Here is a 23,007-nt window from a genome sequence, read left to right as displayed (position 1 = left end):
ACTAATCTCCTTTGTATAGTTGTTTTATATAATCATATTCTGCTTCCAGTCCGTCGGATAGAGAAACTGTTGGAGAATATTGCAGTAATGTACTGGCCTTAGATATATCTGCCCATGTCTGCTTTGGTTCTCCAGGAACTGATTTTAGAAAGTTTTTGATTGCTGATTTCCCTGATATTTTTTCTAACATAGAAATGATGTCTAAAATGGATGCTTTTTCTTTCCCACCGATATTGATAATTTCACCTATTACATTTTTTTTTGTCTCTAAAGCGGCCACCGTTCCTCGTATACAATCATCAATATAGGTAAAATCACGTGTTTGTGTTCCATCACCAAATATTGTGAGAGGTTTATCTTCTAGCAGTTGTTTAATTAATCTATGAAATGCCATATCAGGACGCTGCCTTGGCCCATATACTGTGAAATATCTTAAAATAACAATTGGTATATGAAAATTTTTGTGATAAACATGACATAAGTGCTCACCACTTAATTTGGTAACACCGTATGGGGATAGAGGGGTAGGTAATAAATCCTCAGAAACTGCACCAGATTTTTCACCATAAACAGAAGAGGTGGATATGTGAATAAATTTATCTAATTTTATGTGTTTACAGGCTTCAAGCAACTGCTGTGTAACCATTATGTTATTTGTAACATAAGGCTGAAAATCTTTTCCCCAACTTGATCTCACACCAGGAATAGCAGCTAGATGATAAATAACATCTATATCTTGTAATAGTTTTGATAAATCTGTATTTAGAATGTCTTCTTGTATGAATTGAAAACGTGAATTCAATTCAAGGGATTGTATATTACCTGTCTTTAAAGTAGCTGGAGTAGGACCGATGAAATGATCAATTCCAACTACATGATATACACTATTTTTAAGTAATGCTTGACACAAATGTGAGCCAATGAAACCAGCGGCTCCTGTTACAAGTATTTTCATGATCGACCCACTCCAATATATTGTAATCCATATTTTTCTATTTCATCTTTTTCAATGCAATTGCGTCCATCCACGATTGTGCATCCCCTCATAACTTGTTTGACTTGTTTCCAATTAAGTGTTTTAAATTCATTCCAGTCCGTGGCGATAATAATACAATCAGAATTTGTAATTGAAGATTCTAGGTTATCATGCTGGGTAACTTGTCTTTTTAAATGTGAAGGAAGAAAAGCTTTGGGGTCATAAGCATGTAGATCATAGCCATGAGGGATTAACTTTTCAAGAAGCATTACGGCAAGAGAGCTACGAATATCATCAGTATTTGGCTTAAAGGCAATTCCTAAAACCGTTAATTTTTTTGAAGAGGGTTCTTTTATAGCTTTATTAATTTTTTCAATATAGAGATCTATCTGTGTGGAGTTAATGGATTGTACAGCCTGTAAAATAGGAACTGCTACGTGCCTATCATTTGCTGTATAAATGAGTGAATGTACGTCTTTTGGGAAGCATGATCCGCCATACCCCATCCCCGCCTGAAGAAAATGAGGGTTAATTCGAAAGTCATAGCCAATTCCTTTTGCCACTTCAACAATATCAATGTTATATGCATCACAAATTCGAGAAATTTCATTTATAAAAGATATTTTGGTAGCCAAAAATACATTAGATGTATATTTAATCATCTCTGCTTCATTTAAACCTGTACAAAGGAAAGGAGCACTAATCCCTTTATATATATCCTGCATAATTTTTAACGACGTTGTATCACCTTTTTGGATACCTATAATAGTTCTATCTGGATTGAGCATATCGTGAACAGCAGAGCCTTCGCGAAGAAATTCAGGATTGGAGACAATATTGAATAAGACCGATGAAACCCCACGTTTAATAAGTGTCTCATATAATAGTTGATTTGTACCTGGTGGAACTGTACTTTTCGTGATAATAGTTTTATACGATGTTATAGTCGGAACTAGCAGATCAATGACGGAGTATATATATTTTAAATCCGTCTTTCCACTTGAGGTAGAAGGGGTTCCTACAGCGATAAAAATAACGGGTGATTGTTGAATAGCATTATCGATATCATAACTGAATTGTAATCGGTTTCTATTTTTATGAATAAGTTCCTTTAAACCCGGTTCATAAATGGGGCATTCCCCCTTTTGGAGAGAATGAATTTTTTCTTGATCCTTATCTACACATATAACATCATGACCTAAATCTGCTAATACTGCTGCTGATGTGATTCCCACATAACCAGAGCCTATAATACATATATCCATATGATAATCACCTCTCTAAACTTAGTACTATAGTACTAGTTGTTACAGTATATTGAGGGACAAGTTGGATTGGTGACAAATGAAAGGCCTATTCATATAAGCGATGAAAGCAATCAGAAGGTAAAAGCCTCTTTTGGAATCGTCATGCGCAGGTAAGGAGGTTACTGAATATTAATATTGTAAACACATGAGGGAGCGAGAGATTAGTGATAAAAAAAGCAATCATTCCAGCTGCTGGTTACGGCACAAGGAGCTTTCCAATTACAAAGGTAATTCCAAAAGAAATGTTTCCAATAGGTAATAAACCAGCGATTCATTATATTGTGGAAGAGGCTGTAAATTCAGGTATTGAGCAAATATTAATTGTACTTTCTAGCAGAAAGGATTTAATAGTTGATTACTTTGATTATTCATTAGAATTGGAGGCTTTTTTAGAAAAAGAAAAAAAAACCCATTTGTTAAAAGGGCTTGCTATTCCTAATGTTCAAATCCATTATATAAGGCAGCCATATGCGAGAGGACTGGGTGAGGCAATAAAATTAGGTGAAACATTTATTGGCAATGAACCTTTTGCTGTCCTCTTGCCAGATGATATTGTAGTTTCAGATAAAGAAACTGCTTTAAATCAGTTAATTAGTATTTATAAAGAGACAAAAAATAGTGTAATAGGCATTCATACGGTACCAGATGAGTGCATAGAGAAGTATGGTATTATTGAAGGGGATATTGTAAAGGGTAATTACATGAATATTACAAATATCATAGAAAAGCCCAAAGTAAATCCTCCATCTAATCTTGCAGTAATTGGTAGATATGTTTTCACACCTGATATTTTTCCGTTATTAAAAAACATTCAACCTGGTGTTGGGGGGGAATATCAATTAACAGATGCAATTCATTCTTTAATTATGACTAAAAAAGTATATGGAAAAATGATTGAAGGGAAACGATTTGACATCGGACAAGAAGATGAATATATGCAGCTTCTTAATCTTATATATGGACAAAATAAAACAGGTAAAAAATAATTTTGAAAACGGATTCAACAAACGTACACTTGAGGTCAACAAGCGATTCCTGAAGAGTTGATGAAACATATATAAAAGTTAGGCGGTTAAATATATTTATATTGTACCTTTGAATCAGAAAAGAATACAATCGACTTTCATTTAAAAAAGAAAGGAAATTATATGGCTGCAAAGTGCTTTTTAAAAAAGCCTTGCGGTCTTTTCATATTTCAAAGCCCCGTGTTATCGCAGGAGAACAAAATTCAACCTAACCGATTGTAATTGCAAAAAGAAAAAAGATATCCGTAGGTATCTCAATCAGACAAGTAAATATCTAAATAACATTAAGGAACAGATCATTGTTTTATTAAGAAAAGGGGTCTTACCGAAATTATTGCTAACCAAATATACATTCATACCCATAATCGATAAAAAACACCATTATATGTATTTCCTTACGACAAAAAATGGATTGCGAACTCTTAGTCATCCAAGAGTCTGGTTCGTTAATCCTTTAGAATTAAAGCTCTCAACTTTAAGCAAGGGAGTGTCAATCTATATTTTTTCTTATTTTTAAAAAGATTCAGGTACTTTTCTAAAAAAGTTCGTGATACTGAGTTTTAATCTTCATCTTAATAAAACAGCATCTCCATACAAAGAATACCTTCAACTATCCCTCCATCCAATTAAGCTACTTCACTTCTCCGACAAATGAGATTATTATGTATTTATTCACATCCTATTGTAACAAGCATATAGTATATAGGAGACATTCCTTTCTTACGAAACTCATAAGGCCCTTTTTGGGGGCTTTTTTATTTTATGAAATTTCAACCAAATATATAACTCGATTCATAGTTAAATATTCCTATTTTAATTAATTGACGTTTATTTGTCTATTTCAACTAAATATAACAAATTTGGTTTTATGACGTGGAAATTTCATTTGAAAAATAATAATAAGTATATGCATTCAACACTTTTTGGTTTGCTTGTTTTATATATTAATTATTTTATATGTTTTATATGTTTATATGTTTTAAGAGTATGAAATGTCTTGATATATAAGGGGTTATGATTCTTAATTATAACAAAAGTGGTTCTAAAGATAACAAATTTGGTTTTAACTATAACAAAAATGGTTTTAAAGGTAACAAATTTGGTTATTTAACTCTAACAAGGATGGTTTTAAAGGTAACAAACTTGGTTTTAAGTATAACAAAAATGGTTTTAAAGGTAACAAATTTGGTTATTTAACTCTAACAAGGATGGTTTTAAAGGTAACAAATTTGGTTGCTTAACTCTAGCAAAAATAGTTCTAAAGGTAACAAATTTGGTTGCTTAACTCTAGCAAAAATAGTTCTAAAGGTAACAAATTTGGTTGCTTAGCTCTAACAAAAGTAGTTCTAAAGGTAACAGATTTGGTTGGTTAACTTTAACATAAATGGTTCTAAAGATAACAAATTTGGTTATTTAACTTTAACATAAATGGTTCTAAAGATAACAAATTTGGTTGCTTAACTCTAGCAAAAATAGTTCTAAAGGTAACAAATTTGATTGGTTAACTTTAACATAAATGGTTCTAAAGATAACAAATTTGGTTGGTTAACTCTAGCAAAAAAATGGTGCTAAAGGTAACAAATTTGGTTGCTTAACTCTAGCAAAAATAGTTCTAAAGGTAACAAATTTGGTTGGTTAACTTTAACATAAATGGTTCTAAAGATAACAAATTTGGTTATAAACTTTATAGCTCTAAATATTTTTAAAATAATCATTACTATTTAAATGATTTTTCGAATAATTTTATATAAAACAAACGGTTCTTCAATTTTAATAGTCAGAATTTAGATTTCTAAATTAATAAAAAATAACTATAACAAATGGAATGTATTTGTTATAGTTCATAGAAAAGTAGAGGTAAGAAAGAAGGGACGTATGTAGGGATGCCTGAAAATCAAGATTTGCAGATCAAAGAAAATAATATTGTTTCAAAATCAAATACTTTAATTGAGGCAAATTCACGTTTAAATTTAGTAGAACAAAAAATATTACTTTGTTTGGCTAGTAATATTGAACCAAATGATCGGGATTTTAAAACTTACACATTTTCCATCAAACATTTTCATAATCTACTTGGTCTAAATGGATCTACTAAATATTCGGAGTTAAGTAAAATTACAAAGGAATTATTATCAAAAGTAATTGAAATTCGGACGGGGGAAGAGTTGATACAGGTATCTTGGCTTTCTTCAGCAATTTACAACAGAAATAAAGGAACAATCGATATGCGTTTCGATCCATTATTAAAGCCATTTTTATTAGAATTAAGCAGCAAGTTTACAAGCTATAGATTAGCAAATGTTATTAAATTGAAAAGTACATACGCTATACGTATTTATGAACTGCTAAAACAATATGAAGATTTAAAAGAACGTACAATTAGTCTCGAAAATTTAAGGTATTACTTAGATGCAATGGATATATACCCTAACTATGCAAATTTTAAGCAACGTGTGTTAAAACCCTCTCAAAAAGAATTGAACCAAAATACAGATATTTCTTTTGAATTTGAAGAAATTAAATTAGGGAGGAAAGTACAAAAAATAAAATTTATTATCTGTGGACAAAAAAAGAAAGATAACAATTTAGTTCATTTTGAAAAGAATTTAGATAAATTTCAACAGCCCAATACATTTGAACAAAAAATTAAAAGGTTTGAAGAACGCTGTAAAGAAAAAGTGTTTCCTAAAGTGTTAAAAAAATGGGAAGCCCATAAAGAAATTGTATTAGAAATAATTGAGGATATACGATTTCGTACAGATATTAATTCTCCAATAGGTTATATTGAATTTATTCTAAATTCCCGATTAAAAAAACTGTCTGAAAAAGAAATAACAAATCAAAGTAGTCAAATCGAGAAGAATTCTCATAATAATAAAATATTAGAGATTGAAAATATTATAGATTTAGTTATCAGTAAATACTCGACATCTACAGGTACTGTAGCTACATTTTTAGTTAAAGACACAGCAATTGAAAAACTAGTAAGTGTAGTTACATTAGAAGAAGCTGAAGCCATTTGGATAAAACATGAAACGTTTATCATGGATAAAATTTATGAATACATTAAAAAAAATAGAAGAAAGAAAAGATACTAGGTTTAAAATGAAAAGCGTAGAATCGATTATATGGAAGGGAAGTAATTACCGTCCATTAATATAAATGGATGTCAAACAGTGAAGAAAGAACCTAAATTCTTGACAGATAGAAAATAAGTCTCTTCCATGATAGAGAAGTTTTATCTAACAGTGTATTGGAGTAGTAGATAATATATGTATTTATTGGTAACAGATGTTGATTTTTAAAATATGCATCTTTGTAAAAAATAAAAAAGGACAGTTAAAAACTGTCCTTTTTTCTATCTTTTAAAGATAGTTACTGAACGGGTAATTTAGGGTTTTGGGGTATAAGATGATTATCATCTCACTGTTATTGTATGTAAGTAATACAAAATGGCTTGTACAATTGTTGAAATTAGTAATTATAATTTTAAATAAATTAGCTAATTGGGCAATTGCTAGGAGAAGAACACCTAATCCATTAATTTATTTCTTTCATAATATATAGTGCAAATAAGTTTTTTAGGAAAAAGGGGTTATGTTAAATGTCTTTTGAACGTAGATGTGAATGTGATGAATGTAATAGAAATCGAAGGAAAAGAGGCCGTGAGGAAGTAAGAAAAATTGGGGATATTGAAGAACGAAAAAGATTGAATGGTTTACGGGAAGGCGATAAAATTAGAGTTTTTTCAGGTGGAGATCAAATCGATGGAACAGGAGTCTTTATTCGTATAGAGAATGGATTTCTTATTTGGGTGGATGCTGCTGCCAACTTTAATATGACCAGCCTAGATGCTATTAGTGTTCAACGAGTAGTTTAATAGAATTTTTAATAAATATTAGGGAAAGATAAGAGTGAAAAGCTCTTATCTTATTTTGTTTTTAGGAATAATTATTTTATGTATGTTAAATGGAATGGTTAAATACTTAAAAAAGAAGGGATTTATATAAGATAAATCCCTTAAATAAGATAATAGAAAGGTAGAATACATTATATGTGTAGATTTTCAATTAGGTTTGTACATTTAAAAAAAATTTATTTTATGTAAAAGGTGCCAAGAAATACTTTGTAGTTTTATTTCTTGGCGTGGGTATTTATTTGGGTCATTTGGATGCCGACCTTACAATAGTATATGTCTGCTATAGGGAATGGTTTGTTATTTATGTTTAGTTCAGTAAATTTAGGAAAGAAAAAACACCTATTTTTTAATAGGTGTTTTTCTTGCAAATTGGCTTATAAATTAAGGGAAAGATTTTTCTTTCACTTATTTTTTAATATTCATCTCTACGATGGTGTTCGTGCTCATGTTTATGCTCATGACATTCTTTACAATGCCTACGCTTGCAACAGAAACGGTTGCAATCAGGTGAATTTATAGAAATTACGTTAATTCTGTTAATTGCAATACGTGCTAATCCTGGAAAGCAATCAAAATCAGATAAAATAATGACGTTGTTTCCTTGAAAACCTTGGAATGTTGCACTTGTAGGTGGTTGACAATCATATTGAAGAACAATACAAGTACCAGGAGTTAACGTTCTTAAAAATTGTAATAATTCTGGATTGTTATTCATTTGTCTTCTATTGTCTTCTCTTTCATCTTTTCTGTGATGTTCTTGTCTATGATCATCACATCTATTAAAATCAAAACCTCCACCAAAACCAAAACCCATAAAATTACCCCCTTTCGTTCGTTAGTACATCTTATGCTCGTCTAGAAAGGATGGTGTGAGTAAATGAGTCTAGTTAAGTGTGGATTTTCTGTGTGAATATGAAATTGGTTTAATGAAATTATTTTTGGTTCTGGTGCAAAAAATCTATAAAAATTGGACATACTGATATTTTTACACTATAAAGGTCTGTGATTGGGATGGAACGAGTTGAAGCTAATGATTTTAATATCGTATCTTGGCTAATAGAAGAAGTGAAGCGTAAATTCGAGTAAAGACATCATTTAGCACAACAAAGTAGCCAGCTTGATTAGCTAACCACTTGTTGTACAAAAGAAAATTAGGCCCTAAAAGTTAGGTTGTGTAACTCTAAAGTTACAGTTATAGTATAAACCGGATTGAAAATGTTATACGGAAGGGAATGTAATAATAATTTCATTTTGTAGAGACTATTTACGCATGAAAAAAAGCGTTTATATAGTGCGCTTTAAAAGGTTGAATTCAGATCATGCCTGCCCATAGGTGATCTAGATGCATGTGTAGCACACAGTAGCATATGTAAATTAGAGTTGAATTGTGCAAATAAATTAATGATAGAGGGGGAGGGTAAAAGTGTTTATAAATAGGGGGAAAGGGTATAAATTTAACATGCGTTCCAAACAATTAATAGGAGTTGTCAGAATATATGTTAAATAATAAAAAAATATGTTTTTGGTATCAATGATGTAATGATTAAGCCTATTCAGATTTATATCAACGCATACATTACTAATTAAATTTAATATCTTGTTCGTATAAAAAGTGTCCATAACAGGTTCTTATTCTTTGTTAAATTGTAACTACACAATCAACGTATTTAAAACCTTTTTTAGGCATAATAAGAATTGATTGTCATACAATGATATAGAAGGTATATCCAACATATAAATTACCTCTGGCACTCTGAAAAGACATCTAATTAAGGTGTCTTTTTATTTTTCACCTTTCACATATATTAAAGTATAGGACGAGCTTAATCGCTTCTATTCCATTTATTTAGTTAAAACTCCAATTGTATTAAGAGCATCTACTGCCCCAGATGTTCTCTTTTCATTGAACAAAATCGTTATTTCAAGTGAATAAAAAAGAGCACACATATAAGTGTGCATCTAGACTAAAAGGGTTGAACGTATGGAGTGGAGTGCCCCATACAATAATATATGCTTGTCTGCTTTAAAGGTGAAAAGTTTTTTATAAAAACACTATTTGGTATGAAAATGTAAGAGCACTTCGGAAAGTGTCCTTTTGTAACGACTATCCACTCTAAAAAGAAAGGATGCCAATATAATATATGAAATTATTTTTTTAACCGTGTGTCTTTTGTATAAAAACACCATATTGTAGAGCTTATTTACATATCAAAAAAAGCGCTTATAAAGCGCTTTTTGAAAAGTAGGTTTCAGATCACACGCCCAAATGCGATCTAAATACATGTGCATAAGTAGTATATGTAAATTTGAAATGCATTGTGCAAAAAATTAACAATATAGGAGTGGAGTAAAAGTATCTATGACCGGTGGGAAAGAGTATAATCTTAATGTACGTTTTAAAAATTTAATAGAACTTATTTAAATATATGGGAAATAATTAAAAAACAAGTTTTTTCGTATCAATGATGTAATGATTAAGCCTACTAGGATTTATATCAACACATACATCACCAATTAAATTTAATTTGATATTCTTGTTCGTATAAAAAGTGTCCATAATAGGTTCTCATCCCTTGTTCTATATAAATTGAATAATTAATCTTAATTTGAACGGAATTATAATTCATCTTACTTGATTTTTTTGATGACTATTATCCTTATCTTTCGTTGTCCTGTTATTTTTATGACCTACTTTAGCTGCTATTAGAATACACAATAAACGTATTTAAAATCTATTTTATGTATAATGAGAATTGATAATCATATACTGGTACAGAAAGGTCTTTTACAAGGTAGGTAGCTACCTCTTATACACTAAAATGACATCTAATTAAGGTGTCTTTTTACTCTTCACCTTTTGAGAAGAACCGGCATATATTAAAGTATAGGACGAGCTTAACCGCTCCTCCTCGATGCCAATTTTCAGTTAGAACTTCCTCATACATTAAGAGCATCTCCACCCAGGATGCTCTCTTTTTTATTGAACAAAATAGCCATTTAATGTTCTGTAGGTGTAGACACAGGGACATTAATGACCATCGCAACTGGTAAAATCCTTTGAAAGAGCATTTTTTCTCAACACTCGTTCTTTAATTGATATTACTAAAAATATGAAGAATGTAGTTGATACTCATTTTGGATTCTAAAAAGACAGCTGAATATGATTAATTAGTACAACTATTAGTCAGTTAAAAAGTGTTTTTACTAGTTTAGTAATTATAAATACGAGTGGGAAAGATGTATAAAATAAGGATTCGACATAGAAATAATTCATATGCATTCACATCGGAAAAGGTTGTCTCATAATATATGAAGACTGTTTTATTAAGATATTATAAGGGCGTGAGTATATGGAAGACGTAAATGTGAAAATTGACAGTCTAAAATCAGAACAAAAAGAAATCATGCGTGATATTCGTAACTTAGAAACTCGGATAATAATGAACGAGAAAGACATTACTACAATTAATAAGGAATTAGAAAAAATCAGCATGAATACCTCTTGGATTTTACGAATAATTATTAGTACGATAATTATAGCCGTTCTAGGTTTGATACTAAGAGGGACAATTTAAAATTCCCAAAAGTACTTTTTGAAGAGAGACGTATGTCTCTCTATTTATTTTGAGAAGACGTATGTCGGAAAAAGATAAAATACTAACTTGAATCATATTTTTTAAAAGTAAATATAAAAAAGTAACCCCAACTATTGAAATTATATAATACTTATAAATACCTCTATTCATGAATTTATTTAGCAATTCTTCTTCACCTGTCATTCCATCTTTAAGATCCATTACAAAGACAATACAAATTCTTCCATGAAACAATCTATATTTATTTATCATTATTCTTTATATTCAAGAGAAATGATCTTTCATATTTCGTAGACATAATAATCTATATGATGTGAAAAGTCATTATCCAAACTTATAAGCAATACTATAAGAAGAAAATATAATGGAGGTGAAGTCATGGGGGTTGTTAATGCTACAGACACAGATATTGCACTTTTAGCAAGATTACTGAGAGCAGAAGCTGAAGGAGAAGGGACTCAGGGTATGTTGCTAGTCGGTAATGTAGGAATTAACCGAATAAGAGCCAATTGTTCCGACTTTAAAAATCTTCGTACCATTAGACAAATGATTTTCCAAGAACACGCATTTGAAGCTGTTACTCATGGTTATTTCTATCAAAGAGCAAGAGAAAGTGAAAAACGCTTAGCTCGTCGAGTAATAAATGGAGAGAGGTATTGGCCTGGAAAATTTAGTTTATGGTATTTTAGGCCACCAGGTGATTGTCCTCAACAATGGTATAATCAGCCTTTGGTCGGACGTTATAAGAAACACTGTTTTTTTCAACCAACAGCCGCAACTTGCGAACAGGTTTATAACACATTTTAAAAAAATGATAAAAACAATCTGTACAAAAGTATATGGTAGCAAATATGTTGGCTTACACTAATCATAATTCATCTTTCACTTACCGTTTGGGCTATCACCTGGCACAAGCTTGATTAAGGAAAGTTCTTTTGCGAAGTACAATTAGAAATAGTTTAAAGAGATCTAGATAAAACAAAAAAGCACAGATAAATTTATGTACATGATTATATATTATAACGGGCCTCAATTATGTCATGGTTATGTAGGAGATTCGATGTCTAGGGCAAAAAGATTATATGAAATGATTATGATGGTTAATCGAATGAAAAAATTTGCTGTGGGAGAATTAGCACATGAATGGGTTGTTTCAAAACGAACCACTTTCAATTACCTTTATGGATTGGTGGTATAGGATCTTTTAACCTATAATATGAATAATTTGATAATTAACTTGTACATTTTAAAAAGATTTATTTATTTTATGTAAAAGGTGCCAAGAAATACTTTGTAGTTTTATTTCTTGGCGTGGGTATTTATTTGGGTCATTTGGATGCTGACCTTACAATAGTATATGTCCGCTATAGGAAATGGTTTGTTATTTATGTTTAGTTCAGTAAATTTAGGAAAGAAAAAACACCTATTTTTTAATAGGTGTTTTTCTGCAAATTGGCTTATAAAATTAAAGGAAAGGTATTTCTATTCATTCATTTTTAATAATCATCTCTACGATCATGCTCATGTTTATGCTCATGCTCATCACGTTCTCTACAATGCTTACGCTTGCAACAGAAACGATTACAATCAGGTGAATTTATAGAGATTACGTTAATTTTGTTAATTGCAATACGTGCTAATCCTGGGAAACAATCAAAGTCAGATAAAATAATGACGTTGTTTCCCTGAAAACCTTGGAATGTTGCACTTGTAGGTGGTTGGCAATCATATTGAAGAACAATACAAGTACCAGGAGTTAATGTTTGTAAGAATGGCAATAATTCTGGATTATTATTCACCTGTCTATTGTTTTCTTCTTTTCTGTGATGTTCTCTGTGATGATCTCTCCGATCATCACATCTATTGAAATCACAACATCCACCAAAACCAAAACCCATAAAATTACCCCCTTTCGTTCGTTAGTATATTTTATGCTCGTCTAGAAAGAATGGTGTAAGTATATTGGTCTAGTTAAGTGTGGATTTTTTATGTAAATATGAAAATTGTTTAATAATACCATCTTTTTTCTCTTCGCTTATCCAATATGTTCCGGTTTGATTTGTAGTGTACTATGAGTAAGTATTTCTTGTATCATGGGTGTCTCTTTTGTTTATAGAATCAATGTTCGAAGGTTTTACGTATGGTATGCGTAGCAATGGAATCTATGCCGGAAAACCCCAGAATTTTTAAACTTGTTTGAAGGCCTGAATCCTCCTAATGGGCTTTTTTATTTTTCTAGAGGGAAATAACTAAATGCTTTTTAGTGCTGGGGGGTACGAACCGATTTTATCAAAAGTAGTAGTGTAAAACTAAAAAAGCATTCTCTTTGATAAACAGACAACGTCTTTTTTATTATTATAAAACATATATAATGATGAATGGTTGCGTATCAAAATATATTTTTATGAGTTTTATAAGTGGGGGATGGTGATGGATAATCCATTAGTTGGTAAGGGAATATGGAAAAAAGTTTACAAAGGAGAAATACTAAGTGCTCAAGATGATTTAGGCGAAATAAGAAAAAATAAGAAAAGTGAAAAAACAGAATTAGAGAAAAAAGCGAAAGCAATACAAGTAGAGAAAGAAAGTGAAAAGAATGTACTAGCAAAAGAAGCGAAAGCGAATGGATTAGAGAAAGAAAAAGTAGCAAATGAATTAGAGAAAAAAAGTGAAAAAACAGAATCAAAGAAAAAAAGTATAGATACGGAATCAAAAGTAGAGACTTCAGTACGTTCAATAGAAGTGAAAACTCCATTTTCTATTATTTCGGATGTTACTAGTTTTATAAAATTTCCTAATATTAATGTGAAAAGTCAAGAAGCATTTGTATTTCGTAATGAAAAAGATGCAAGAGGGCGTGAACTGGATTCTAGGTTATTAAATACAATGCAACATTACCATGGAGAAATTAATTGTAATTTAGTTTCTTCAAACCTTTATGAAAAGAGAGTGCTTTTAGAACTTTCTAATCAAAAAGTAAAAGGAAATATGGAAGAGGGGTTTGTAGGCGTATCTTCATGGATTCCAATCCACGGTATAATATTAGAGAAGGAAATTGAAGGCGATGTAAATAATTATATAACTGCGAGATTACCGATAGAAATAGGGAAGTATAAAGGTGAAGTTAGTTTAATAGAAAAGGTGGTTTTTAAAGAAAAAGTTATAGGAATAAAAGAGATATCACAGGAAATTATTTTGACAAATAAAGAATTCTTATTGCCAAAAGTAATAAAGAAAGGACATAATCCATCTATAATTGAAAAAGGAAGCTTACGTGTAGAAGGCTATATATTTCAATATATTGAATTTATATCAGAACAAAGTAAATCACATGAAAAGCCCTATCAGTTAATGCAAAATATTACAGTGGAATTGACTATCCAATTATTGCAAGAACAGGAAGTTCGTGTGCGGATTACATAATTGATCATATCTCAATCAATTGACATTTTTTTCAGGAGTATGTAATAGAGAAAATAAAAAAGTGCTAGCGAATTTGCAAACAAGCTAATTAATATGTATTAAAAGTAGGAGTGAAATAATAACGATGGGTCGCTTTAAAATAAGTTACTTGACTAGGTGAAACAGGATGAATCTTTGTGGAATTTTCCTTTCTTCATTATTATCCCTTTGTAATACGTGTAAACACATCCTACAAAAGAATTGAGATTAGTATCAGAGTGACGCCATATCTTATAAAATGGACAATATGTTACGTTTTTTTATCTGTTTTATAGAATGTACCCATATTCATTGTTTTATTATTAATTATATGTATTTTTTTGATATTATGCATCATTGCATTATTTAAGTAGTGTGTATAGAACAGGGACTCTAATAATAGTGCCCTTTCCTAGTATCCAAATCTGCCGCGCCAATAGCTACATTCGATAATGATTAACAAGATGCAGAAAATGATCAGAATGAAAAGCTGCTATCAAAGCCATTGCAAGAACCAATGTAACTCATAATTTTCCCCTTTAATTAGAAGACTTAATAATGGGATAGATTTTCGTTTTAATGGATTTACATTATTGGATTTTTTTATGGAATGAGTGAACAAGTCTGTTTAGAAATAAAGAAAATACACTCTTAGATGAGTGTATTTTCTGATAGTTTTTTAGCAGAAGCAAGCAGCTCCAACTATGATTAATAAAATAAATAATACAACTAATAAAGCAAAGCCACCAGCAAAGCCGCCGCCACAACTACCACCAAATCCCATAAAAGATCCTCCTTTTGGTAAGAGGGTAAAACAAGGGTTCACTCAAGTGTCTTAACGGGTTCATTTTATCTTATGTTTTTATAGGGTAATTGAGCAGGTCCTTTTAAAAAAAGAAAAGACACCCTAGGGTGTCTTCCACAATTTGAATTACTGTATTTGCTAGTTGGCAGGAGATGGAATTCTAGATGCTGCAAAACGTGTATCATTACCAGCTGAAAATTGACCAGCTAAATATCCTCCCGCTGCTATCAACAGTGTATGATAGCAGCGGGAGGATATTATGAACATTTTATTCGCGAACCAATGACACAATATTCCTGTTCTGTTTCCATACTGAAAATTCCGTTTGGAAACATTTCCGATTTACAATGGAGGATGGTGAGGAGTTTACAAAAGGCGGGTTATCAAGGAGTACAGAGAATAAAACTTTTCCTCCAATTTGGAATGTAATGGGGAATCCTAAATTACCTAGACACGCAATTAACTTTAATGATGGTAATTGTGAGTTTTGGATTTGGTACGAAGAAGGACCAGATGGTGAGAATTTTAGGGAATATGTATATATGACTTGTCCTTGATAGGTTTCTCATGCCGATTGGCAATTGAGTAGCGTTGTCTCGAAACTTCATGATGATCCTGGCTTAGGTGGAAGGTGGACTCATCAATATACATCTGAACCCCGTCCTTTACCAGGGTACGAATCCTAAAAGAGGTATCATTATGTTTTTATCTCTTTTTGAGGCATTACTTTAATTCCGAATTTTACCACCAAGTAAATTTACTTGGGGTTGGGGATAAAGTGTTTTGAATGTATACTTTTTTTAATGAAAATTGAGGATATTAGGGGAAATAGTGGGAAGTCAATGTTTAAGAGGAAATGAAAGTAAACTAATATTTAAAAGTTTATATTGGAACTTAAAATTGAAATTCAACATACAATGCCATGAGTATTTACAACATAGTTGTAGCCAGGGTAATAAGAAAAACCACAGCAATTGCAGTGGTTTTTCTTATTGCTGAAATGGAAAGTGAATTCCTATTCGAAAATTTACTTTCGAATTAGAAGAAGGAAGTTTTTATTTTATCTTATACTTAAAAATAAAGTGGGAAACATTTTATATAATAATTAATCAATACTTGGTTGTTTTTTGGTAAATCGAACTGGTTAGTATTTAATTTTTGAGTCGATATTGTATGTGCAAGTGTAACTTGCTCGTTATTTATTATCAAATTCTCCTTTTAGTAAGTCTTCCAATTTATACCCATTTAAATTTAGACAAGTACCTAACAGACCTTGTTTACCATATATTGCTTTCAAGTAAAGGATTATAGGAGGAATTATGATGTTAATTAATCCATACAGTTTATATATAATTCAATGTGGTCAATTTAGTAATTACTCTCCACAATATTTATCTAGATTAACTCCTTTGTATTCAATATATTATCCAGAGTATTATTATAATCGTTCTGGTAATTGGAATAATGAATTCAATGGAACGTCAATACATGATATTCTTTATTCTGAATCGGAACGAATGAGTTGGGTGAGCAGTGGGTTAGATCATTTAGGGCATGAGTTAGATCATGCAGTGCATCATCCTTCTTCTGTAATACCTCCTGTTTGTCAAGGTCATACTGGATACCTGACAAATAAGTTTGAATTAGAATACAAAATCGAAAATGGGGGTTGGGTTACAGCTTGGTCTGATGACATTGCAGAAACTGATGTAGTACAGGGAGTAGTGGCTGCAGGTGTATCTGTATTTAGCGCTAATCCAACTGCTTTTTTGTACTGGATAAATAAATTAGTAAATCGTACTATTTCATCTATACAAACTGATGCACAACACAAGTTTACAGCTGAGATGAGGAGAATAGCTAATGAAATAGCTGCCGATGTTATTAGACGAGCAATTCAAGGGAAAAATCCATTAGAGACCTTTAAACGATTTGATACATTTGATTTTAAAGCCGGGGCAATAAAATATTCTGGTAGAAATATGGCATGTGGAAATACAGTATCTACTACTTGGGGAATGAAGCCTTATATTGCACTTAGACTGCGCTAAATTTATAAGCCTGAAGATAAACAAAGGGGAGAATAGTTTCTAACAGTGAAAGCAATGAATGTATTTGTTCCTATAAAAAATATAGAGAAGTGATGTTTATATAACTTAAGGAAGAAGGGGCTCAAATTGAGTATCCCCTTTTTTTTATTTGAATTCCACATGAAATTTAGTGTCAATGATTCCAAAAGCAACTTTACATGGGAAAGGATTTTTTTCAGTTGAAGCATCACGCATACAAGAAAGTACCCAATATTCCAATTCTAAAGGCAAGCGGAATACTTGAATACTACCATCAGTGTTTTTTACTGTTGCGATCGGTGTATTTGCCCTGATTGTAGCAAAACCGTCCGTTTTTATCATTGCTACTGCATCATTAGTATGAAAACCGGTGCTTAAAACTTCGTATATCTTTTCATCTTCCTCATTGATAATTTTAGGCATAATTAAATAGGGATAGTTATTTACATCATTATGAATAACTGTTCTTGCTGTATTTTCTTATCTGATTCCCTTGCATTTTATACACTCCTTTAAAACAATCCAAACGTGATTACTTAAATCTATTCTATTTTACGTCTGTTATGTTAGAAAATTGTAGTGTCATCTTATTATAAAAAGCATCGAACATATAAAAGCACTATTTTGTAGATCAATATCAACGACAGTCATATAACTAGAAAATAAATAACCGTCTTCATAATATATAATTAATATTTCTTTTTCTTTCCATTCTTTTTTTGAAAGCGTAGTCAGTTCAGTCATATCTCGTCCTATGTACATACGTTCATCTTTATAATAGGTAGTTTGAATTAATAAATATAAAGAAGTTTAAAAATATAATTAAGAATAGCTTTTAAATAGGTTGGTTACATTATTGATTGTGGAGGTGAGAAAGATGGACAAAAAACAACAAAGTTACAATAAGGCAACTTCTGGTGCTAGCATTCAAAGTACAAATGCTAGCTATGGCACAGAATTTGCAACTGAAACAAATGTACAAGCAGTAAAACAAGCAAATGCACAAGCAGAGGCAAAGAAAGCGCAAGCTTCAGGTACACAAAGCACAAATGCTAGCTATGGTACAGAATTTGCAACTGAAACAAATGTACAAGCAGTAAAACAAGCAAATGCACAAGCAGGGGCAAAGAAAGTACAAACTTCAGGTGCACAAAGTACAAATGCTAGTTATGGTACAGAATTTGCAACTGAAACGGATGTGCATGCAGTGAAAAAACAAAATGCACAATCAGCTGCAAGAAAATCATAATCTTTTAGCTCTAATCAGTAATGAAGAAAAAACACTTCTCTTAAGATAGAGAAGTGTTTTTTCAGGCTGTGAAGAAAGTCTTCTCCATAGCCTGTTTTTGTGTTTGAACAAATACATAATGTATCACCAGCAACTTTAGATAATGAGATTGCACAGTTTTAACGATTTTACCGGAAGTCTCTGTGAATAATTCAACATCTTTCCCCTGGAACTTTTGCTTTGTCATATTAATAAATCCTCACTAATTGACACTCCCACGCAAGTCCTACACCTTACGGTATAACGGATGGGATTCTTGAATGACTAAGCATTCGCAGTCCATTTCTGTTTTGAACAGCCTTCAAGATGAGGGTGTGCTATCACCCCTCCTAAGACAGACCATATAGTAGATGTTCTAGTATCTTGTTCTTGACGACACATATCATATTACAGCATTTCTATGTAAAAGGTATTGTAGCGAATGATTTTTGTGGAGAATTTAACTATAGTGCGCAGAGGTTAAAAAATAGGTGGTAGATTTGAAATATCATGAAGAAAAGGAATAGTTAAAAAAAGGAGTCGATATCCGACTCCTTTTAGTTATAAATAATGTGGAGTTAGAGTATAATTTTATATGGGTATATTGTATTAGATGAACGCTTTATCCTTTAATGTTGATTAATGATGGATTGTAAGAGAAGGGACTTACGATCCTTTTTTTATGGTGTTTTATACACTTTTTATATAAGTAGATGCAGTTTGTATCAAATAGATTGTTAAATAGTAAACAATCTATTTCTGTTTTTAAACATAGGGTATGATGAATTTTATTATTATTTTAAATTAACTAAAAGGTGCTTAATAAAAGATATAGCCTTAGTGCCTATTGGTTTGCTATGAATAAGTAGTATTATGTAAGAATTTTAGTACAAGTTAATTGATGGCAATAGATAAGATGACTTTAACTGATAATTCAAGGGTTAATTTTATGCTTTTTTATTATTTTCTTCATCCTTTTTAGTTTTGAGGATATTTCAAAAAATTAGCTTGATAGCAATGTGGTGTTACCCCACAGCCATCAACTTAAGGATTCGGGCTATTTTTGAAATTAAAAGCGCGTTACTATTTTCTTATATTAATGAGAAAATAGTAACGCGCTTTTTATGAATATGCATCAAAAGCAAGAGTTGTCTTTATTTGCCGAAGAGTTATATCGATATATGTCTCCCGCTACACTTAATCAATTAGCTATAGAAGCAGGCGGGATGAAACGAAAACGGAAGTGCCACGGGCATCATTTTTTATCTTTGTGTGTATGGCTAAATCAACAAGTCGCTACTACCTCTCTTACCCAACTATGTAGTCAATTAGAAACTTCAACAGGAGTTTTATTAAGTCCGGAAGGACTTAATCGGCGATTTAACTCGGCTTCTGTAGCCTTTTTTCGTACTGTATTTACTACACTTCTACAGGCTAAGATTGGAGGCGTATCTAAGATTTCTCATTCTCTTTCTTCCTACTTTGAGCGCATTCGCATCCTTGATTCTACAACCTTTCAAGTTCCAGATCGATTCGCAGCTATGTATCCTGGTGCCGGAGGATGTAGTCATAAAGCTGGTGTGAAAATTCAACTAGAGTATGACTTGTTGAGTGGAGAGTTTTCTGATGTGAAAATTGAACCAGGAAAACGAAGTGATCAGGCGTATAGTGCGACTCGAACAGACATGATACAAAAGAATGAGCTGTATATCCGTGACTTAGGATATTTTCGTCTACAAGACTTTAAGTCTATTCAAGACAAGCAGGGGTATTATTTATCCCGTCTTAAGTTACCGACTAAAATATATAGAAAAGAGTTCGAAACAGTCGTATTTAAAACAAAACCTCCTCAATTGAAACCAGTATATATACAAATTCATTTGGAAAACATTATGAAACAATTAAAACCTGGCCAAGTTTATGAATTACACGATGTATATGTAGGGAGTAAAGACAAACTGCCTACTCGTATTGTAGTTTATAGATGTACCGAGGAGCAAAAGCAGAAACGCTTACGTGACCGAGCTATTCGTGAAAAGAAAAAAGGGATTATTTGAAGTGAATAATGATATGTTGCTATACATGCACCAACAATAGAGAAAATTAAACTGTAAATGCCAATTTTATAATCTTTTCGTATAATTGCTGTTCCTAATAATAGAACCAGTGGTACATGAGAATACGTTGATACCAGCATAATGTACAGGGTTCATATTTCATTATTTCAGAAAGATACAAGCTTCCGAGGGTTGCAACAAAAGAAACAGACCATGCACTGAGCAATATGTAATCAAGTTTTTTTTCTATACTATTCATGAATTTTACCTTTCTTATTTAGGACATGGAAATTATTTTAAAGATTAATAATCTTGGAGAATAGAATGTAAAAAGTAAGATTTAATAAAATAACTAGCTCAAGGATTATTATAAAATACGCTTCGTTTTTTTGTATTGAGAAAATTTGGAATTCAAAATCGAATGAACGAAGATAAATTGATTCTGGTGCAAAGTTTTCTCAATAAGATATTATTTTGGTAGCCATCGGCTACTATTGTCGCTTTTCTTTAAGCTATCGTGATGTCTCTGAAATTTTAAAAACATAAACAGTTTGGTAAATAAGGAATAATGTTTAGGAAGTAGCTAGTAATTGTTGAAGTTCATTGTACGTTGAAAAGGCGGAGTCTCTTTGAAGACTTCGCCTTTGTTTATATAGGGCATGAATGGTCTCAATACCTTTTATCGTACGTGAAGCATGATGAAGATTTTGAAATCCTGCCGATCTGGAAAAACGTCTCTTTACATGCCTATGATCCTGTTCAATAATCAATAAATCTTTCAAATGTAATTATTTATTAGCATAAAAGAACTTTTCTCTTAATTTAATATATAATTATATAAGATTAAAACAATAATGAGGTGAGATATTGAATTCTATGGATATTAAATTTACTATCTTACAAATGAGAACTGATAAGTTTGGATGGGCTGGTATTCAATATTCTAATAAAGAGAAACAAGCTATTTTGTACACTGAAGATTCGGGATTAACCTGGGATATTGTTAATCCTCTTAATACAATTATCTTATCTATATACCCAATAGATAGCAAAAGCTGTTGGCTATATGGATTAACAAAAGTAAATCATAAATTAATACCAACCATATTTTATACAAATGACAGAGGAAATAAATGGAATGAACTTATTTTACCAATTAAAGAAGAATGGGAAGCAACTGTAGATGTTCAAGTTCACATGCATGCTACAAATACAGATGGCATATGGATTCTTTTAACTAAAAATTCAAAACAAAATAAATTTGAGCACAATCTTTATTATACTAAAAATAGGGGAAATGATTGGAAAATAACTAGAGGAATAAAAATTGCTGGCGGTATTACAGGTCTAACATTTATCAATTCTTTAACTGGCTTTATAACTACTCAAAATTCTAATAATAATTCAATAATATATAAAACAATAGATGGAGGTGAAGTTTGGAAAACGATAGAAAATATCACCGATCATCCAAATATTGGTAGTGGAGTTATTGTCTCATATAAACCAATTTATAAAAATCATCTATTAGTAATACCTATTAAAATTTTAAACAACAACAATGCTTTCTACATGAATTGTTCATTTGATAAAGGAAAAACATGGAGTATTTCAAACCGAATCTTAAATACAGGACATGTAGCTATTTCTTTTTTTAATTCACAATTTGGCTGGGTTATAGATGGTGAAACAGGAAAAACATATAGAATAAAGAAGAAAGGATTAGAATGGGAAATGGTATCAATTAATCCTTTTCTCAAAAATGTATTTTGTCTCCATTTCTTTGATCAACAAAATGGTTGGTTGTGTAATAAAAAGGAAATTTTTAATACGGTAGATGGTGGAATTACGTGGAAAAGGGTACCTTATAAAATTAATAATTTTGATAAAATATAAACTAAATACGGAAGATATTATCATCGATATTCCTGTATCTAAAGGGACAAGCTGGCTGATGCTAATAAGATTCTTGCCACTAAAAGGGATAGGCTATTTCTATTATCATTAAGGTGCAAGGTTGGGGTATATCGTTACTAATCAACAGGTATATAGTCCCTGTGGAAACTATTCTGTTATCAAGTATCTCATTGGTTAAGGGTTTTATGTGTTTTAGCATCTTGTATTTGGTTATGATGAAATCATAACATGCTTTGCTATGCAAAAATTAATACTTTTGTCCGATGCTTAAAGATCGACTAAAATCCTACATGAGATTTCTTATACAGTGAAATCTATTAAAACAAAAAGAGCCCTAATTATTTAGGACTCTTTTTGTTTCTGGATTTTAAAATGAAAAAGACAGAATTATTTATTTGAAAGGATATTATTGTTTGGGGCATATAGCTTTTTTATTCAAATGGTGATGTAGTACTAAGCTCTAGATTTATTTATATTTATATATCTGCTTATTACTTATATTCTTAAAAATGGACGTTAATTTTTACACAATGTAATTCCTAAGTGTATATATTAATTAAATGGTAATAGGAAAAATATTCTTTGCTAATTTTAATTAATACATGTATATAACTCCGTACATCATATT

Annotated in this window: 15 protein-coding genes and 7 pseudogenes; 13 read left to right on the top strand and 9 right to left on the bottom strand. The window is 31.2% G+C overall.

The window, feature by feature from the left end; all coding sequences use genetic code 11:
• Position 1: 1 nt before the first annotated feature.
• Together DN407_RS28815 and DN407_RS28810 are read right to left on the bottom strand one after the other, a co-directional pair.
• Positions 2-955: an NAD-dependent epimerase/dehydratase family protein gene (locus DN407_RS28815; RefSeq protein WP_149216968.1), complete on the bottom strand. Its 954-nt coding sequence runs from the start codon at positions 953-955 to the stop codon at positions 2-4.
• Positions 952-2,241, bottom strand: coding sequence for a UDP-glucose dehydrogenase family protein (locus DN407_RS28810; protein WP_149216967.1), 1,290 nt, complete (start codon positions 2,239-2,241; stop codon positions 952-954). The genes DN407_RS28815 and DN407_RS28810 overlap by 4 nt, the downstream gene beginning before the upstream one ends.
• Positions 2,242-2,447: 206 nt before the next feature.
• Here DN407_RS28810 and DN407_RS28805 point away from each other — a divergent pair, with 206 nt between their 5' ends.
• The 4 genes and pseudogenes from DN407_RS28805 (at position 2,448) to DN407_RS28790 (ending at position 7,188) form a co-directional block, all read left to right on the top strand.
• Positions 2,448-3,269, top strand: coding sequence for a UTP--glucose-1-phosphate uridylyltransferase (locus DN407_RS28805; RefSeq protein WP_098570667.1), 822 nt, complete (start codon positions 2,448-2,450; stop codon positions 3,267-3,269).
• Positions 3,270-3,295: 26 nt separating this feature from the next.
• Positions 3,296-3,626: pseudogene (locus DN407_RS32400) on the top strand (DDE-type integrase/transposase/recombinase); the annotation flags it as partial.
• Positions 3,627-5,191: 1,565 nt separating this feature from the next.
• Positions 5,192-6,406: a replication initiation protein gene (locus tag DN407_RS28795; RefSeq protein ID WP_149216965.1), complete on the top strand. Its 1,215-nt coding sequence runs from the start codon at positions 5,192-5,194 to the stop codon at positions 6,404-6,406.
• 506 nt (positions 6,407-6,912) lie between these two features.
• Positions 6,913-7,188, top strand: coding sequence for a hypothetical protein (locus DN407_RS28790; protein WP_149216964.1), 276 nt, complete (start codon positions 6,913-6,915; stop codon positions 7,186-7,188).
• A gap of 451 nt (positions 7,189-7,639) precedes the next feature.
• Here DN407_RS28790 and DN407_RS28785 read toward each other — a convergent pair whose 3' ends face one another.
• Complete coding sequence (locus tag DN407_RS28785; RefSeq protein ID WP_149216963.1) at positions 7,640-8,041, bottom strand: hypothetical protein; 402 nt, start codon at positions 8,039-8,041, stop codon at positions 7,640-7,642.
• Positions 8,042-10,577: 2,536 nt separating this feature from the next.
• Here DN407_RS28785 and DN407_RS28780 point away from each other — a divergent pair.
• From DN407_RS28780 to DN407_RS31835, 3 genes are all read left to right on the top strand, one after another.
• Positions 10,578-10,802: a hypothetical protein gene (locus DN407_RS28780; RefSeq protein ID WP_097919476.1), complete on the top strand. Its 225-nt coding sequence runs from the start codon at positions 10,578-10,580 to the stop codon at positions 10,800-10,802.
• 399 nt (positions 10,803-11,201) lie between these two features.
• The gene (locus DN407_RS28770; RefSeq protein WP_149216962.1) at positions 11,202-11,630 is read left to right on the top strand and encodes a cell wall hydrolase; all 429 of its coding nucleotides are present in this window, start codon (positions 11,202-11,204) and stop codon (positions 11,628-11,630) included.
• Between the two features lie 253 nt (positions 11,631-11,883).
• Positions 11,884-12,021 (top strand): hypothetical protein, encoded by a 138-nt coding sequence (locus DN407_RS31835; RefSeq protein WP_179955824.1) that lies wholly within the window; start codon positions 11,884-11,886, stop codon positions 12,019-12,021.
• Positions 12,022-12,319: 298 nt separating this feature from the next.
• On the opposite strand, the gene DN407_RS28765 is transcribed toward DN407_RS31835, so the two are convergent.
• The gene (locus tag DN407_RS28765) at positions 12,320-12,721 is read right to left on the bottom strand and encodes a hypothetical protein (protein ID WP_084065767.1); all 402 of its coding nucleotides are present in this window, start codon (positions 12,719-12,721) and stop codon (positions 12,320-12,322) included.
• 532 nt (positions 12,722-13,253) lie between these two features.
• Here DN407_RS28765 and DN407_RS28755 point away from each other — a divergent pair.
• Positions 13,254-14,246, top strand: coding sequence for a BC_2427 family protein (locus DN407_RS28755; RefSeq protein ID WP_149216961.1), 993 nt, complete (start codon positions 13,254-13,256; stop codon positions 14,244-14,246).
• Between the two features lie 697 nt (positions 14,247-14,943).
• Here DN407_RS28755 and DN407_RS28750 read toward each other — a convergent pair.
• Positions 14,944-15,048: a YjcZ family sporulation protein gene (locus DN407_RS28750; RefSeq protein ID WP_000505684.1), complete on the bottom strand. Its 105-nt coding sequence runs from the start codon at positions 15,046-15,048 to the stop codon at positions 14,944-14,946.
• Between the two features lie 1,343 nt (positions 15,049-16,391).
• Here DN407_RS28750 and DN407_RS28745 point away from each other — a divergent pair.
• The gene (locus DN407_RS28745) at positions 16,392-17,120 is read left to right on the top strand and encodes a hypothetical protein (protein WP_149216960.1); all 729 of its coding nucleotides are present in this window, start codon (positions 16,392-16,394) and stop codon (positions 17,118-17,120) included.
• Between the two features lie 144 nt (positions 17,121-17,264).
• Here DN407_RS28745 and DN407_RS28740 read toward each other — a convergent pair.
• Positions 17,265-17,637: pseudogene (locus DN407_RS28740) on the bottom strand (hypothetical protein).
• Positions 17,638-17,685: 48 nt separating this feature from the next.
• A pseudogene (locus tag DN407_RS28735) lies at positions 17,686-17,843 on the bottom strand (YolD-like family protein); the annotation flags it as partial.
• Between the two features lie 157 nt (positions 17,844-18,000).
• Here DN407_RS28735 and DN407_RS28730 point away from each other — a divergent pair.
• Positions 18,001-18,387 (top strand): gamma-type small acid-soluble spore protein, encoded by a 387-nt coding sequence (locus DN407_RS28730; RefSeq protein WP_149217106.1) that lies wholly within the window; start codon positions 18,001-18,003, stop codon positions 18,385-18,387.
• A gap of 1,142 nt (positions 18,388-19,529) precedes the next feature.
• Positions 19,530-20,456: pseudogene (locus DN407_RS28725) on the top strand (IS4 family transposase); the annotation flags it as partial.
• Here DN407_RS28725 and DN407_RS28720 read toward each other — a convergent pair.
• A pseudogene (locus tag DN407_RS28720) lies at positions 20,444-20,721 on the bottom strand (disulfide oxidoreductase); the annotation flags it as partial. The pseudogenes DN407_RS28725 and DN407_RS28720 overlap by 13 nt on opposite strands.
• A 209-nt stretch (positions 20,722-20,930) precedes the next feature.
• Between DN407_RS28720 and DN407_RS32395 the strand changes: the two are divergent.
• Positions 20,931-21,002 (top strand): annotated as a pseudogene (locus DN407_RS32395) (IS6 family transposase); the annotation flags it as partial.
• A 32-nt stretch (positions 21,003-21,034) separates the two neighbouring features.
• Here DN407_RS32395 and DN407_RS28710 read toward each other — a convergent pair.
• Positions 21,035-21,229 (bottom strand): annotated as a pseudogene (locus tag DN407_RS28710) (DDE-type integrase/transposase/recombinase); the annotation flags it as partial.
• A gap of 100 nt (positions 21,230-21,329) precedes the next feature.
• On the opposite strand from DN407_RS28710, the gene DN407_RS28705 reads away from it, so the two are divergent.
• Complete coding sequence (locus tag DN407_RS28705) at positions 21,330-22,358, top strand: VPS10 domain-containing protein (protein ID WP_149216959.1); 1,029 nt, start codon at positions 21,330-21,332, stop codon at positions 22,356-22,358.
• Positions 22,359-23,007: the final 649 nt, after the last annotated feature.

This window comes from Bacillus sp. JAS24-2 (assembly GCF_008274905.1).
In the GTDB taxonomy this organism is placed as follows: Bacteria; Bacillota; Bacilli; order Bacillales; family Bacillaceae_G; genus Bacillus_A; species Bacillus_A cereus.
Note: the sequence above shows the minus strand (reverse complement) of the source record. Positions and strands in the feature narration are given on the sequence as shown.

Coding starts and splice junctions, on each gene's coding strand:
- DN407_RS31835 (WP_179955824.1), top strand. CDS start 11,884: ATGTCTAGGGCAAAAAGATTATATGAAATGATTATGATGGTTAATCGA.
- DN407_RS28810 (WP_149216967.1), bottom strand. CDS start 2,241: ATGGATATATGTATTATAGGCTCTGGTTATGTGGGAATCACATCAGCA.
- DN407_RS28790 (WP_149216964.1), top strand. CDS start 6,913: ATGTCTTTTGAACGTAGATGTGAATGTGATGAATGTAATAGAAATCGA.
- DN407_RS28815 (WP_149216968.1), bottom strand. CDS start 955: ATGAAAATACTTGTAACAGGAGCCGCTGGTTTCATTGGCTCACATTTG.
- DN407_RS28755 (WP_149216961.1), top strand. CDS start 13,254: ATGGATAATCCATTAGTTGGTAAGGGAATATGGAAAAAAGTTTACAAA.
- DN407_RS28750 (WP_000505684.1), bottom strand. CDS start 15,048: ATGGGATTTGGTGGTAGTTGTGGCGGCGGCTTTGCTGGTGGCTTTGCT.
- DN407_RS28765 (WP_084065767.1), bottom strand. CDS start 12,721: ATGGGTTTTGGTTTTGGTGGATGTTGTGATTTCAATAGATGTGATGAT.
- DN407_RS28770 (WP_149216962.1), top strand. CDS start 11,202: ATGGGGGTTGTTAATGCTACAGACACAGATATTGCACTTTTAGCAAGA.
- DN407_RS28780 (WP_097919476.1), top strand. CDS start 10,578: ATGGAAGACGTAAATGTGAAAATTGACAGTCTAAAATCAGAACAAAAA.
- DN407_RS28795 (WP_149216965.1), top strand. CDS start 5,192: ATGCCTGAAAATCAAGATTTGCAGATCAAAGAAAATAATATTGTTTCA.
- DN407_RS28785 (WP_149216963.1), bottom strand. CDS start 8,041: ATGGGTTTTGGTTTTGGTGGAGGTTTTGATTTTAATAGATGTGATGAT.
- DN407_RS28745 (WP_149216960.1), top strand. CDS start 16,392: ATGTTAATTAATCCATACAGTTTATATATAATTCAATGTGGTCAATTT.